The sequence below is a fragment of the Streptomyces ortus genome, from assembly GCF_026341275.1.
Lineage (GTDB): Bacteria > Actinomycetota > Actinomycetes > Streptomycetales > Streptomycetaceae > Streptomyces > Streptomyces ortus.
Map to the genome: position 1 here is coordinate 4,416,020 of NZ_JAIFZO010000002.1, position 13,956 is coordinate 4,429,975.

General features: G+C 72.1%; 12 protein-coding genes. 10 read left to right on the forward strand and 2 right to left on the reverse strand.

Features of this window, described 5'->3' with window-relative positions:
- Positions 1-120 precede the first annotated feature (120 nt).
- The 7 genes from pdhA (at position 121) to K3769_RS22900 (ending at position 8,423) form a co-directional block, all read left to right on the forward strand.
- Entirely contained in the window at positions 121-1,326 is a 1,206-nt protein-coding gene (gene pdhA / locus K3769_RS22870) for a pyruvate dehydrogenase (acetyl-transferring) E1 component subunit alpha (RefSeq protein ID WP_267028222.1), read from the forward strand.
- Positions 1,323-2,327, forward strand: a complete 1,005-nt coding sequence (locus tag K3769_RS22875; RefSeq protein ID WP_267028223.1) for an alpha-ketoacid dehydrogenase subunit beta — start codon at positions 1,323-1,325, stop codon at positions 2,325-2,327. The genes pdhA and K3769_RS22875 overlap by 4 nt, the downstream gene beginning before the upstream one ends.
- Entirely contained in the window at positions 2,327-3,808 is a 1,482-nt protein-coding gene (locus K3769_RS22880) for a dihydrolipoamide acetyltransferase family protein (RefSeq protein ID WP_267031503.1), read from the forward strand. Before K3769_RS22875 ends, K3769_RS22880 begins: the two co-directional genes overlap by 1 nt.
- A gap of 100 nt (positions 3,809-3,908) precedes the next feature.
- Positions 3,909-4,829: an NTP transferase domain-containing protein gene (locus K3769_RS22885; RefSeq protein ID WP_267028224.1), complete on the forward strand. Its 921-nt coding sequence runs from the start codon at positions 3,909-3,911 to the stop codon at positions 4,827-4,829.
- Positions 4,826-6,253: a molybdopterin molybdotransferase MoeA gene (locus tag K3769_RS22890; RefSeq protein ID WP_267028225.1), complete on the forward strand. Its 1,428-nt coding sequence runs from the start codon at positions 4,826-4,828 to the stop codon at positions 6,251-6,253. Before K3769_RS22885 ends, K3769_RS22890 begins: the two co-directional genes overlap by 4 nt.
- Positions 6,250-7,347, forward strand: coding sequence for a potassium channel family protein (locus K3769_RS22895; RefSeq protein ID WP_267028226.1), 1,098 nt, complete (start codon positions 6,250-6,252; stop codon positions 7,345-7,347). The genes K3769_RS22890 and K3769_RS22895 overlap by 4 nt, the downstream gene beginning before the upstream one ends.
- Positions 7,348-7,442: 95 nt before the next feature.
- Positions 7,443-8,423 (forward strand): NAD(P)H-quinone oxidoreductase, encoded by a 981-nt coding sequence (locus K3769_RS22900; RefSeq protein WP_267028227.1) that lies wholly within the window; start codon positions 7,443-7,445, stop codon positions 8,421-8,423.
- A gap of 78 nt (positions 8,424-8,501) precedes the next feature.
- Here the strand turns inward: K3769_RS22900 and K3769_RS22905 are convergent, their stop codons facing one another.
- Positions 8,502-8,921 carry a hypothetical protein gene (locus K3769_RS22905; RefSeq protein ID WP_267028228.1) on the reverse strand — a complete coding sequence of 140 codons (420 nt, stop codon included), beginning with the start codon at positions 8,919-8,921 and terminating at the stop codon, positions 8,502-8,504.
- A gap of 182 nt (positions 8,922-9,103) precedes the next feature.
- Here K3769_RS22905 and K3769_RS22910 point away from each other — a divergent pair, with 182 nt between their 5' ends.
- Positions 9,104-9,679: a PadR family transcriptional regulator gene (locus K3769_RS22910; RefSeq protein WP_267028229.1), complete on the forward strand. Its 576-nt coding sequence runs from the start codon at positions 9,104-9,106 to the stop codon at positions 9,677-9,679.
- 86 nt (positions 9,680-9,765) lie between these two features.
- Entirely contained in the window at positions 9,766-10,308 is a 543-nt protein-coding gene (locus K3769_RS22915; protein WP_267028230.1) for a bacterial proteasome activator family protein, read from the forward strand.
- A 76-nt stretch (positions 10,309-10,384) separates the two neighbouring features.
- On the opposite strand, the gene K3769_RS22920 is transcribed toward K3769_RS22915, so the two are convergent.
- Positions 10,385-12,040 (reverse strand): protein kinase domain-containing protein, encoded by a 1,656-nt coding sequence (locus K3769_RS22920; RefSeq protein WP_267028231.1) that lies wholly within the window; start codon positions 12,038-12,040, stop codon positions 10,385-10,387.
- A gap of 353 nt (positions 12,041-12,393) precedes the next feature.
- Here K3769_RS22920 and K3769_RS22925 point away from each other — a divergent pair, with 353 nt between their 5' ends.
- On the forward strand, positions 12,394-13,950 hold the full coding sequence (locus K3769_RS22925; RefSeq protein ID WP_267028232.1) for a protein kinase domain-containing protein: 1,557 nt from the start codon (positions 12,394-12,396) through the stop codon (positions 13,948-13,950).
- Positions 13,951-13,956 lie beyond the last annotated feature (6 nt).

The following is a 13,956-nucleotide window of genomic DNA, read 5'->3' on the forward strand; positions in this document are numbered from 1 at the left end:
CCGTTTGTCCACAGCCTGAAGGTGCCTGTAGCCAAAATGTGCCGACGACCGAACAATCGGTAGGTGAGGCGCGTCACTCTCGGCGGCCTCTCGAAGCGACTCCCACGAGGAGGTGCCGACATGACGGTCATGGAGCAGCGAGGCGCGTACCGGCCGACGCCCCCGCCCGCCTGGCAGCCACGTACCGACCCCGCGCCGCTGCTGCCCGACGCGCTGCCCCACCGCGTCCTCGGCACCCGTGCGGCCGATCGGGTCGACCCGGATCTGCTGCGCCGGCTGTACGCGGAACTGGTACGGGGCCGCCGGTACAACACGCAGGCCACAGCCCTCACCAAGCAGGGTCGTCTCGCCGTCTACCCCTCCTCCAACGGCCAGGAGGCCTGCGAGGTCGCCGCCGCGCTCGTCCTCGAAGAGCGCGACTGGCTCTTCCCGAGCTACCGGGACACCCTCGCGGCGGTCGCCAGGGGCCTCGACCCCGTCCAGGCGCTGACGCTCCTGCGCGGCGACCGACACACCGGCTACGACCCGTACGAGCACCGCGTCGCCCCCCTGTGCACCCCCCTGGCGACCCAGCTCCCGCACGCCGTGGGCCTCGCGCACGCCGCCCGCCTCAAGGGCGACGACGTGGTCGCGCTCGCGCTCGTCGGCGACGGCGGCACCAGCGAGGGCGACTTCCACGAGGCACTGAACTTCGCGGCCGTCTGGCAGGCCCCGGTGGTCTTCCTGGTCCAGAACAACGGCTTCGCCATCTCCGTCCCGCTCGCCAAGCAGACCGCGGCCCCCTCACTGGCCCACAAGGCCGTCGGGTACGGGATGCCGGGCCGCCTGGTCGACGGGAACGACGCCGTCGCCGTGCACGAGGTCCTCGGCGAGGCGATCGCCCACGCGCGCGCGGGTCTCGGCCCCACCCTCGTGGAGGCGGTGACGTACCGCATGGAGGCCCACACGAACGCGGACGACGACAAGCGCTACCGCGAGGACACGGAGGTCGAGGCCTGGCGGGCGCACGACCCGATCGCCCTCATGGAGCACGCGCTCACCGAGCGCGGACTGCTCGACGAGGACGGTGTGCGCGCCGTGCGCGAGGACGCCGAGGCGATGGCCGCGGACCTGCGCGAGCGCATGAACCAGGACCCGGTCCTCGACCCCATGGACCTGTTCGCGCACGTCTACGCCCGGCCCACCGCGAACCTCCTGGAGCAGGAGGCGCAGCTGCGCGCCGAACTGGACGCCGAGGCGCGCCACCACGACGACGAGCACGACGACGAGTACGGCGGCGAAGCCACGGACGCGCGCTCGCACGAGCCGGAAGGGAACACGCGATGACCACCGTCGCGGTGAAGCCGGCCACCATGGCGCAGGCCCTCGGACGGGCCCTGCGCGACGCCATGACCGACGACCCCACCGTCCATGTGATGGGCGAGGACGTCGGCACCCTCGGCGGTGTCTTCCGGGTCACCGACGGCCTCGCGAAGGAGTTCGGTGAGGACCGCGTCACCGACACACCGCTGGCCGAGGCGGGCATCCTCGGCACGGCTGTCGGCATGGCCATGTACGGGCTCCGGCCGGTCGTGGAGATGCAGTTCGACGCCTTCGCGTACCCGGCCTTCGAGCAGCTGATCTCGCACGTGGCGAAGATGCGCAACCGCACCCGCGGGGCGATGCCGCTGCCCCTGACCGTGCGCGTGCCCTACGGCGGCGGCATCGGCGGGGTGGAGCACCACAGCGACTCCTCCGAGGCGTACTACATGGCGACTCCGGGGCTGCATGTCGTCACCCCCGCGACGGTCGCCGACGCGTACGGACTGCTGCGTGAGGCCATCGCCTCCGACGACCCGGTCGTCTTCCTGGAGCCCAAGCGGCTGTACTGGTCGAAGGACTCCTGGAACCCCGACGAGCCGCAGGCCGTGGAGCCGATCGGCCGCGCGGTGGTCCGCCGCCGGGGCCGCAGCGCCACGCTCATCACGTACGGGCCGTCCGTGCCCGTCTGCCTGGAGGCCGCGGACGCGGCACGGGCCGAGGGCTGGGACCTGGAGGTCGTCGACCTGCGCTCCCTGGTGCCCTTCGACGACGAGACGGTCGCCGCGTCCGTGCGCCGCACCGGCAGGGCCGTCGTGGTGCACGAGTCGGGCGGCTACGGAGGACCCGGCGGGGAGATCGCCGCGCGGGTCACCGAGCGCTGCTTCCACCATCTGGAGGCGCCGGTGCTGCGCGTGGCCGGGTTCGACATCCCGTATCCGCCGCCGATGCTGGAGCGGCACCATCTGCCCGGCGTCGACCGGATCCTGGACGCGGTGGCCCGGCTGCAGTGGGAGGCACAGAGCTGATGGCCCAGGTCCTGGAGTTCAAACTGCCCGACCTCGGTGAAGGGCTCACCGAGGCCGAGATCGTCCGCTGGCTCGTCCAGGTCGGCGATGTCGTGGCGATCGACCAGCCCGTCGTCGAGGTCGAGACGGCGAAGGCGATGGTCGAGGTGCCGTGCCCGTACGGGGGCGTGGTGACGGCTCGTTACGGGGAGGAGGGCACCGAACTGCCCGTGGGCTCCCCGCTGCTGACGGTCGCGGTGGGAGCGGCTGCCTCCGGTGGCGCGGGCTTCGGTACCCCGGCCTCCGGTAGCGCGGGCTCCGGCGCGGCGGACCCCGCCCTGTCCGGCCTCGCCTCCTCCGGTCTCGACGCTCCGGCCGCCGTCGGGGCGGCTTCCGGGGCACGGGCTTCCGGCGATGAGGACGAGGGCTCCGGGAACGTGCTCGTGGGCTACGGCACGCAGGCCCCTCCGGCGCGCCGCCGCCGCGTACGACCGCCTGCGCCTGCGCCTGCGTCTGTGCCTGTGTCTCCGCCCGCGCAAGCCGCGGGCGCCGGTGGCGACCCCGGCCGCCCGTCCGACGGCCCCGTCGCGGTCATCTCCCCGCTCGTGCGGCGGCTGGCGCGGGAGAACGGGCTCGATCTTCGGGCGCTGGCCGGTTCGGGCCCCGAGGGGCTGATCACGCGCGCGGACGTCGAGCACGCCGTACGGGCCGGGGCGTCCGTGTCCGCGCCGGCGGTCGCGCGGCCGGAGCGGAGCCCGGCGGCGGCACCCGCCCCGGCCGCCCCGCGCGCGTCCGGCACCGCGGTGCCCCGGGCGGGCACCCGCATCCCCCTCAAGGGCGTCCGCGGCGCCGTCGCCGACAAGCTCTCCCGCAGCCGGCGCGAGATCCCCGACGCGACCTGCTGGGTCGACGCCGACGCGACGGAACTGATGCACGCGCGCGTGGCGATGAACGGGGCCGGCGGACCGAAGATCTCCCTGATCGCGCTCCTCGCCCGTATCTGCACCGCCGCGCTGGCCAGGTTCCCCGAGCTCAACTCGACGGTGGACATGGAAGCCCGCGAGGTCGTACGGCTCGACGAGGTGCATCTCGGGTTCGCCGCGCAGACCGAGCGCGGACTGGTCGTACCGGTGGTGAAGGGGGCGCACGGCCGGAACGCGGAGTCGCTGAGCGCGGAGTTCGCCCGGCTCACCGAGGCGGCCAGGACCGGGACGCTCACCCCGGCGGACCTCACCGGCGGGACGTTCACACTGAACAACTACGGGGTGTTCGGCGTCGACGGCTCGACCCCGATCATCAACCACCCCGAGGCGGCCATGCTCGGCGTCGGCCGGATCGTCCCCAAGCCGTGGGTGCACGAGGGCGAGCTGGCGGTACGGCAGGTCGTGCAGCTCTCGCTCACCTTCGACCACCGGGTGTGCGACGGCGGAACGGCGGGCGGTTTCCTGCGATATGTGGCGGACTGCGTGGAACAACCGGCGGTGCTGCTGCGGACCTTGTGACCCTCTGGGCCCCGGGGAACGCGTGGCGGTCCGTCGCCACCCCCGTCCACATGCTGTGCGCGGGGGTGGAAATGATCCATCGGACACCCATACTCGTGGGGTGACCGCGTTCGAGCCACCCAGCACACCCGGTTCCTCCGACGCGTTCGGTTCCTCCGGCGCGGCCGGTACGGACGGCCATGACGCCGTCGTACTCGCCGGAGGCGCCGCCCGCCGCCTCGGTGGAGCGGACAAACCGGGGGTCCGCGTGGGCGGTCGCGCACTGCTCGACCGTGTCCTCGCCGCCTGCTCCGGCGCGGCCGTCACCGTGGTCGTCGCGGAGCCCCGGCCCACCGAGCGCCCCGTGGAGTGGGCACGTGAGGACCCTCCTGGCGGGGGCCCGCTCGCCGCGCTGGACGCCGGCCTGCGGCACACCACCGCCGAGTACGTCGTCGTGCTCTCCGCCGATCTGCCGTTCCTGGACCGGGAGACGGTACGGAACCTGCTGACGGCCCTTCACGAAGGCCGCGGCGACGGTGTGTTGCTCACCGACCCCGGCGGACGCGACCAGCCCCTCGTGGCCGCGTACCGCCGCTCGGCGCTGCGACGCGAGCTGACGGCGCTGCGCGCCGAGCACGGCGAACTGACCGGTCTGCCGCTGCGACGGCTCACCGGCGCGCTCGAACTGACCCGTATCACCGACCCCGTCGCGTCCTTCGACTGCGACACCTGGGACGACATCGCCGCCGCCCGGGCACGTATCAGGGAGCATGGGCACGTGTTGGATGAATGGATCACCGCAGTCAAGGACGAACTGGGCCTCGACCTGGACGTCGACACCGACGTCCTGCTCGACCTCGCCCGCGACGCCGCCCACGGGGTGGCCCGTCCGGCGGCGCCGCTGACGACGTTCCTCGTCGGGTACGCGGCGGGCCGGGCCGAAGGGGGCCCCGAAGCGGTCGCGGAGGCCGCCCGCAAGGCCGCGGCCCTGGCGCTGCGCTGGGCGGCGGAGGCGGAATCCACCGGCCCGGACGCCGGATGACCGCCTCGGGGCGGTTCGAGGAGGTCGACTTCGACGTCGAGGAGGCCCTGGCCCTGGTGAAGGAAGGCGGTGCCCCGGTGCCCGACGACCCCGGATCCACCGGCGCCTCCCGTCCGGTGCCCTCACCGGCCCCCGGAGCCGGAAGCGCGAAGGACCCCGCCGAACAGCAGGACGCCGGGCGTCAGGACGCCGGGCACCGGGCCGCCGAGCACCACAGCGCCGAGCACCCCGCCGCCACGCCCTGGCCGAGGGCCCGCGCCATCGCCGGGCGAGCCCCCCGCCGCCCGGACACCGCCGTCTCCGTGACGCTGGAAGCCGCGCTGGGCCTCGTCCTCGCCGCCCCGCTCGCCGCGCTCTCGGACCTGCCGTCCTTCGACACGTCCGCGATGGACGGCTGGGCGGTCGCCGGACCCGGACCGTGGGACGTCCGGGCCGAGGGAGTGCTCGCGGGGCACGGCGGACCGCAGCGGCTCACCGACGGCGAGGCGGTCAGGATCGCCACCGGCGCGCGGATCCCGCAGGACACCTCCGCCGTGCTCCGCAGCGAACACGGCCGCACCGACGAGAAGGAGCGGCTGTACGCGACCCGGGACGTCGTGCACGGGCAGGACATCCGGCCCCGCGGCCAGGAGTGCCGCTCCGGCGACCCCCTGCTGCCGACCGGCACGCTGGTCACCCCGGCCGTGCTCGGGCTCGCCGCAGCCGCCGGATACGACACCGTCGCGGCCCTCCCCCGGCCCCGCGCGGAAATCCTGGTCCTCGGCGACGAGCTGCTCACCGAAGGACTGCCGCACGACGGGCTGATCCGGGACGCGCTCGGCCCGATGCTGCCGCCCTGGCTGCGCGCGCTCGGCGCGGAGGTCATCGCGGTGCGCAGGCTCGGCGACGACGCCGAAGCCCTGCGCAAGGCTCTCAGGAGTTCCGACGCCGACCTGATCGTCACGACCGGGGGAACCGCCGCCGGTCCCGTGGACCACGTCCACCCGATCCTGCGCCGCCTCGGTGCCGAACTGCTCGTGGACGGCGTCCAGGTGCGACCCGGCCACCCGATGCTCCTGGCACGAATCAAGGAGAACCAGCACCTCGTCGGGCTGCCGGGCAATCCGCTCGCCGCCGTCTCCGGCCTGCTCACCCTCGCCGAGCCGTTGCTGCGCACCCTCGCGGGACGCACGGCCCCGGAGCCGTACGCGCTGCCCCTTCGGGAAGGCGTGCACGGCCACCCGTACGACACCCGGCTGGTCCCTGTCGCCCTGCGCGGGGACCGGGCCGTGCCGCTGCACTACAACGGGCCGGCGATGCTGCGGGGTATCGCCGTGGCCGACGCGCTCGCGGTCGTGCCGCCGGGCGGCGCCCGGGCGGGTCAGGAACTGGAGATCCTCGAACTGCCCTGGGCCATGGCCGGGATCGAGGTGTGTTTCACGTGAAACTTCCGGGCCATGACGCGATCGCCCGCCAGGCGGACGAACGCCTGGTCACCCATCGGGTGGAGCTGCCCCGCCAACGGGTGGAACGCCCCCTGTTCCAGGTCACCAAACGCGTCCTCATGGCGCTGCTGGTGCTGCTCGGTACGGCCTTCATCGTCTATTTCGACCGGGAGGGCTACACCGACAACTCCGATAAGTCGGTCGACCTGCTCGACGCCTTCTACTACGCGACCGTCACGCTCTCGACCACCGGGTACGGCGATATCACCCCGGTCAGTGACGGCGCCCGCCTCACCAACATCTTCCTGATCACGCCGCTGCGCGTGCTCTTTCTGATCATCCTGGTCGGCACCACTCTCGAAGTTCTCACCGAACGGACCCGGGAGGAGTGGCGACTGAACCGCTGGAGGACCGCTTTGAGGGAGCACACCGTTGTCATCGGGTTCGGCACGAAGGGCCGCTCGGCGATCCAGACCGTGTGCGCGACGGGGCTGAACAAGGAGCAGGTCGTGGTCGTCGACCCCAGCTCCAAGGTGATCGAGGCGGCGACGGCGGACGGGTACGCGGGGGTGATCGGTGACGCCACGCGCAGTGACGTACTGCTGCGGGCCGAGGTCCAGCGGGCCCGCCAGATCATCATCGCGACCCAGCGCGACGACACCGCCGTGCTCGTCACGCTGACGGCCCGGCAGCTCAACCGCAAGGCGAAGATCGTGGCCGCCGTGCGCGAGGAGGAGAACGCGCCCCTGCTGAAGCAGTCCGGCGCCGACGCCGTCATCACCAGCGCGAGCGCCGCCGGCCGCCTGCTCGGCCTCTCCGTGCTCAGCCCCAGCGCGGGCATGGTCATGGAGGACCTCATCCAGCAGGGCAGTGGGCTCGACATGACCGAGCGGCCCGTCATAAAGGCCGAGGTCGGCAAGGGGGTCCGAGAGGTCGAGGACCTGGTGGTCAGCGTCGTACGAGGGCATCGGGTGCTCGGTTACGACGATCCGGGCATCGGAAAGCTGCAGTTGACGGACCGGCTGATCACCATCGTGCGGGTCAGCCCGCACAGCCAGATCGCCCCGGACATGAAGCCGCTGCCGCAGGATTGAGCTCCTGGCGGGCCGGACCCCACGGTGGCGCATCGAACCCCCACGTGGCGGCCGGTTTCCCCACGTGACGGGCTGTCGGGAGTAGCCTCGCCCGCATGCGAGCGATCACGATTCCTGAACCTGGTGGGCCCGAGGCGCTGGTGTGGGACGAGGTCCCGGACCCGGTGCCCGGGGAGGGCGAAGTACTGGTCGAGGTGGTGGCGAGCGCGGTCAACCGCGCCGATCTGCTGCAGCGGCAGGGCTTCTACGATCCGCCGCCCGGCGCGTCCCCGTACCCGGGGCTCGAATGCTCCGGACGGGTCGCCGCGCTCGGGCCCGGTACCGCGGGGTGGAACATCGGCGACGAGGTGTGCGGGCTGCTCTCGGGCGGCGGGTACGCCGAGAAGGTGGCCGTCCCGGCCGGGCAGCTGCTGCCCGTCCCCGAGGGCGTGGACCTCGACAAGGCCGCCGCGCTGCCGGAGGTGACCTGCACGGTCTGGTCGAACGTCTTCATGATCTCCCATCTGCGGCCGGGCGAGACGCTGCTGGTGCACGGCGGATCGAGCGGTATCGGCACGATGGCGATCCAGCTGGCCAAGGCGGTGGGCGCGAAGGTCGCCGTCACCGCCGGCAGCAAGGCGAAGCTGGACTTCTGCGCAGAGCTGGGCGCGGATGTGCTCATCAACTACCGCGAGCAGGACTTCGTCGAGGAGGTCAGGGCGGCCACGGACGGGGCGGGCGCCGATGTCGTTCTCGACAACATGGGTGCGAAGTATCTCGACCGCAATGTCACCGCTCTCGCCGTCAACGGGCGGCTCGCGATCATCGGGATGCAGGGCGGGGCCAAGGGGGAGCTGAACATCGGGGCGCTGTTGAGCAAGCGCGGCGCTGTCACCGCGACGTCGTTGCGGGCCCGGCCTGCTGAGGAGAAGGCGGCGATCGTCGCGGCCGTGCGGGAGCATGTGTGGCCGTTGCTCGCGGGCGGGCATGTGCGGCCGATCGTCGATCGGGAGCTGCCGATGCGGGAGGCCGCGCAGGCGCACCGGGTGCTGGAGGAGAGCAGCCATATCGGGAAGGTGCTGCTCACGCTTCCCTGAGGCCCGACGGGGTGTCTCTCGGGTGCGGCTCGGCGGGGGCCGGGTGCGTAGTTCCCCGCGCCCCCATGGGCGCAGGATTCAGCCCCGGCGGGTTCGTAGGGCCAGGAATGCCAGGCCCAGGCCCAGGCCGATCAGGACCAGACCGCTGCCCAGGGGCAGTACCTGGAGGACGGGTTCCGAATCTCGTACCGGGTGGTCGGCCGCCTGGCGGGCGTCGACGGGGCGGGCGGGCGGTTCCGGCGGTGCGGGAGAGGCCTCCTGGGCCTGGTTCTCGTCGCCGACCGGGCTCTCTGCGCTGTCCGGGTGAGCCGAGGCGCCGTCCTCGTCCGGCGGGGGCGTCTGACGGCCCGGACGCTCGCGGCCCTCTCCGGCCCGGCTGCCGGCCCGCGACTCGGCGGGAACCGGCTCGTGCGCGGCGGCGTACGGCGTGAACGCGGGGCCCGCCAGCAGGGGCAGCAGCAGGCCGGTCACGCGCAGGGTGCGAAGCCATGGAGTCACGTCGGTGACCCCCTCCCGGTACGGAGGATCCAAGATCAGCGGCTTCAGCCTCACACGGGGTGTCCGCACCGGCATCCGGAGCCGGGGCCGCTGGGCCCGGAACCATAGCCCCCGGTCCCGGAGGCCTTGTCACGCTCGGTGATGGCCGTGGCGCGCACAGGTGTACGGGGTACAGATCGGGTATGTCGATACGACATGGCCTGCTGGCGCTCCTGGAGCGCGGTCCCCGCTACGGCTCCCGGCTGCGCACCGAGTTCGAGGCGCGCACCGGCTCGACCTGGCCGCTGAACATCGGCCAGGTCTACACGACCCTCGCCCGGCTGGAACGGGACGGCCTGGTCGTACAGCAGGGCGCCGACGAGGCGGGCCACGTGCTGTACGCGCTGACGGACAGCGGGCGGGCCGAGCTGCGGTCCTGGTTCATCCGTCCCGTGGAGCGCTCCAACCTGCCGCGTGACGAGCTGGCGATCAAGCTGGCCATGGCGGTGGGGGCGCCGGGCGCCGACCTCCGGGCGATCGCGGAGGCGCAGCGGCGGTATCTCTCGGAGGCCATGCACACGTACACCCGGCTCAGGGCCCGGGCGCTCGCGGAGGCGCCCGGCCACCGCGACGAGGTGGCCCGGCTGTTCGTGCTGGAGCATCTGATCTTCCGCGCGGAGGCCGAGATCCGCTGGCTGGACCACTGCGAGGCCCGGCTGCTGCGACTCGCGGAGGCGGCGGCCACGGAGCCACCGCCCCCGTCGGCGCCGCCCCCCTGACGCGGGGCGCCCGTTCGTACAGGGTGGATCACGCCTCGTAGGGGGCACCACGCTGGTGACGTGTGTGAGTGCGAGAGAATGGCGGCATGGAGATGCCGAGGAACGAAGGATCGCCGGAGAACCCCCAGATCCTGGTCGTGGGCCAGGACGGGATGGCTCTCGGTGGCGGTGGAGACGCGGACTCCCGAGAGATTCCGGTGACGGAGATGGTGGAACAGCCGGCCAAGGTCATGCGGATCGGGAGCATGATCAAGCAGTTGCTGGAGGAGGTGCGTGCGGCACCCTTGGACGAAGCGAGCCGGGTACGGCTCAAGGAGATCCATGCCAGCTCGGTGAAGGAGCTGGAGGACGGGCTCGCTCCCAATCTCGTCGAGGAACTGGAGCGGCTCTCCCTGCCGTTCACGGACGACGGTATCCCCTCGGACGCCGAGCTGCGGATCGCGCAGGCTCAGCTGGTCGGCTGGCTGGAGGGTCTCTTCCACGGGATCCAGACCACCCTGTTCGCCCAGCAGATGGCGGCCAGGGCCCAGTTGGAGCAGATGCGCCGGGCGCTGCCGCCGGGCGCGGGCGGCGAGGAAGAGCTGGTGGATCCGCGGGCGGGCGGCCGTTCGGGCGGTCCGTACCTGTAGGAGCGCAGTCGCACGAGAGGGGCCCGGCGTAAAAGCCGGGCCCCTCTCGTGCTGTCCCGCGGTGTCCCGCGACGGATCAGGAGGGGTTGCCCGTCGACACATAGAGCTGGATCTTGGGCATGTGCTCGGGATCCACGTCCGACTGCGCCTCGGGGATCTGGGTCATGACCGTGCCCTCGCCGTAGGCGTTCTCGTCCACCGACTTGGCCTCGTACTGCCAGCCCGCCGCCTGGAAGCACGCCTTCACCGAGTCGATGTTCTTGAACTCGAAGTCCGGGACCTTGATCTTGTCCTCGTCGTTGTACGACTCGTCGGGCTCGGTGCACTCGGTCGTGTCGATCTTCTTCGTGGTGTCCGGCCCCTTGTGCCCGGCCACCTCCTCGGAAGCCGAGGCACGGGCGCTCTCGGAGGCGTCCTTCTTCTTGTCGTCGTCGCCACCCATCGTGAGAGCGGCGATCAGCCCGCCGACGGCGAGCAGCGCGACGACGATCGAGCCCACGATCACCGGCATGTTGTTCTTGCGGCCACCGCCGGGGGCGCCCGCGGACTGGGGGGACATCGTGTACGGCGGCGGGGTCGTCAGACCCTGCTGCGGGGAGTACGCGGAGGTCTGATGCGGTGTCGGGTAGCCGCCCTGCTGCGGATAGCCGTACGACGGGGCGGGGGCGGGAGTCGGCGCCGGTGCGGGCGTCGACGGTCCGTAGGGGCTGGGCTGGTACGGGGTTTGTACGCTGCCCTGCGGTACCTGCGCCGAATTGTCGACCGGCGGGAACACCGCGGAGGCCACACCGGCCCCGCTGGACGTCTGCACACCCGGGACGATGCTCGGGGGCACGGGCTGCACGGACTGGGCCACGCGCAGGCACTCGTCCCGCATCGACTCCGCGCTGACGAAACGCTCGTTCGGGTTCTTCTTCAGCGCGCGGGCGATCAGCGCGTCCACGGCCGGAGGCAGCGAGCGGTTGACCGAGGAGGCCGCGACAGGCGTCTCCTGGACGTGCGCGTACGCGATGGCCAGCGGCGAGTCCGCCTCGAACGGCAGCCGCCCGGTGACCAGTTGGAAGAGCATGATGCCGACCGAGTAGAGGTCGGAGCGGGCGTCCACACCGCGGCCGAGGGCCTGCTCGGGGGAGAGGTACTGCGGAGTGCCGACGACCATGCCGGTCTGGGTCATCGAGGTGACACCGGACTGCATCGCGCGGGCGATGCCGAAGTCCATCACCTTGACCACGCCGCGCTTCGTCATCATGACGTTGCCCGGCTTGATGTCGCGGTGGACCAGCCCCATCTCGTGGCTGATCTCCAGCGCGGCCAGCACGTCCGCGGTGATCTTCAGTGCCTTGTCGACGGGCATCGCGCCGTACTGCGCGACGTCCTGGTCGAGGACCGAGCCGAGCGGCCGGCCCTCCACGTACTCCATGACGATGTACGGGGTCGGCGTCCCGGACCCGCCGTCGAGCTGGGTGTCCTCGCCGGTGTCGAAGACCGAGACGATGTTCGTGTGCGTGAGCTTGGCCACCGACTGCGCCTCGCGGCGGAAACGCTCGCGGAAGGCCTGCTCCCGGCCGAGGTCGGTGTGCAGTGTCTTGATGGCGACCTGCCGGTCGAGCACCGAGTCGTAGGCGAGGTGCACCGACGCCATGCCGCCCTCGCCGAGCAGGTCGCGCAGCTGGTAGCGCCCGCCGGCGACCGATCGCCCCACGTACTGGCCGTGTGCGCCGTCCTGGCTCATCTTTCCGCGTCCCCCATCGACAGTGCGCCGTCACGCGGGCGAAAGTCGCCTGATGTGGCTCCCGCGGCCGGTGATCTCTGGTGTTATTCCAGCCAAGTCTGCCGGAGGGCACTGACACGTCAAGCTCGGTGCCCGTTCCGTGACCGTACGGGACAGAAGCGTCGCGGAAGCGTTACAGGTGCTGTACGGCCGGCACACACAATGTGCACCCGCGGACCGGCCGCGGGTTCCGCGAGCGGGTCCATCACGGACCGGCGCTTCGCGCGGAGGCTGTAGCGTGGCCCGACGGAGACCGTAACAACCACCGCGCGTACTACGTCGACCGGTGCGGACAGAAACGACGGCGAGGACCGATGGCACAGCAGCAGCGCGCTCAGGGCCCGTCCGACCCCGAGGCGACTGGCGGCGGTATGTCAGATGCGCCGGAGTTGTGGGGTAACGGCGGACTGGTCGGGGACGGCCGGTATCGGCTCACCCACAGACTCGGCCGGGGCGGTATGGCCGAGGTGTTCGCGGCCGAGGACGTCCGGCTGGGGCGGACCGTGGCGGTCAAGCTGCTCCGTTCCGACCTGGCCGAGGACCCGACCTCGAAGGCCCGCTTCACACGCGAGGCCCAGTCGGTCGCCGGCCTCAACCACCATGCGGTGGTGGCGGTCTACGACTCGGGCGAGGACGTCCTCCCCCACCAGGTCGTCCCGTACATCGTCATGGAGCTCGTCGAGGGCCGCACGATCCGCGACCTCCTGATCAACGCCGAGGCCCCGGGCCCCGAGCAGGCGCTGATCATCGTCTCCGGTGTGCTCGAAGCGCTCGCCTACTCGCACCAGCACGGCATCGTGCACCGGGACATCAAGCCCGCCAACGTGATCATCACCGACACCGGTGCGGTCAAGGTGATGGACTTCGGTATCGCGCGCGCCCTGCACGGCGCCCAGTCGACGATGACCCAGACCGGCATGGTCATGGGCACGCCCCAGTACCTCTCCCCGGAGCAGGCGCTCGGCAAGGCGGTCGACCACCGCAGCGACCTGTACGCGACGGGCTGTCTGCTCTACGAACTCCTCGCGCTGCGGCCCCCGTTCACCGGTGAGACCCCACTGTCGGTGGTCTACCAGCATGTCCAGGACATCCCGGTGCCGCCGTCCGAGGTCTCGGACGCGGTGCCGCCGGAGCTCGACGGCCTGGTCATGCGCTCCCTCGCGAAGGAGCCGGACGACCGGTTCCAGACCGCCGAGGAGATGCGCGGACTCGTCCAGTACGGGCTGCAGATGCTGTACGACCAGGGCGGCCACACCGGCACCTGGAACACCGGCCCGGTGACTCTGCACGAGGGCATGACCACTCCGGCGCTGGGCCTCGCGGGCGCGGCCGGACTGCCGCACCCCGGTGACTCGGGCACCGCCCAGATCCCCTCACCGCTCCTGCCTCCGGGCCGGGGCGGAGGCGACGACGGCGGCTTCGAGGGCCACGGCAACCGGGGCAGCGGTCGCGGCAAGATGTGGATCCTCGCCGTCTTCGCGGTGATCGCGATCGCGGCGGGTGTGGCGCTGGCGCTGAACGGCGGCGGCAGCGGTGGTGGCGGGGGCGGCACGAAGACGACGCCGACCGCCTCGGAGACCGAGAAGGACGACGCCCCCAGCAAGGACACCTCGGACGAGCCCACGGAGGAGCAGACGGACGAGGACACGAGCACGGGCGGCAACCAGGACTACACGCCGTCGTACAAGCCGTCGCCGACCTACTCGCCCTCGCCCACGCAGTCCAAGCCCTCGGCCGACCCGACGACGAAGCAGCCCACGACGACGCCCCCGCCGGACGAGGAGACGACCCCGCCGGGCAATGAAAGCCCTCCGGACGAAACGCCGGCCGACGCCGGTGGTACGAACGGGGATCCCGGAGCCGACGACTGACCGCCC

Bases quoted from the DNA above. Each gene is read 5' to 3' on its own strand.
- K3769_RS22925 (WP_267028232.1), top strand. From the start codon at position 12,394: ATGGCACAGCAGCAGCGCGCTCAGGGCCCGTCCGACCCCGAGGCGACT.
- pdhA (WP_267028222.1), top strand. From the start codon at position 121: ATGACGGTCATGGAGCAGCGAGGCGCGTACCGGCCGACGCCCCCGCCC.
- K3769_RS22900 (WP_267028227.1), top strand. From the start codon at position 7,443: ATGCGAGCGATCACGATTCCTGAACCTGGTGGGCCCGAGGCGCTGGTG.
- K3769_RS22915 (WP_267028230.1), top strand. From the start codon at position 9,766: ATGGAGATGCCGAGGAACGAAGGATCGCCGGAGAACCCCCAGATCCTG.
- K3769_RS22890 (WP_267028225.1), top strand. From the start codon at position 4,826: ATGACCGCCTCGGGGCGGTTCGAGGAGGTCGACTTCGACGTCGAGGAG.
- K3769_RS22920 (WP_267028231.1), bottom strand. From the start codon at position 12,040: ATGAGCCAGGACGGCGCACACGGCCAGTACGTGGGGCGATCGGTCGCC.
- K3769_RS22910 (WP_267028229.1), top strand. From the start codon at position 9,104: ATGTCGATACGACATGGCCTGCTGGCGCTCCTGGAGCGCGGTCCCCGC.
- K3769_RS22880 (WP_267031503.1), top strand. From the start codon at position 2,327: ATGGCCCAGGTCCTGGAGTTCAAACTGCCCGACCTCGGTGAAGGGCTC.
- K3769_RS22875 (WP_267028223.1), top strand. From the start codon at position 1,323: ATGACCACCGTCGCGGTGAAGCCGGCCACCATGGCGCAGGCCCTCGGA.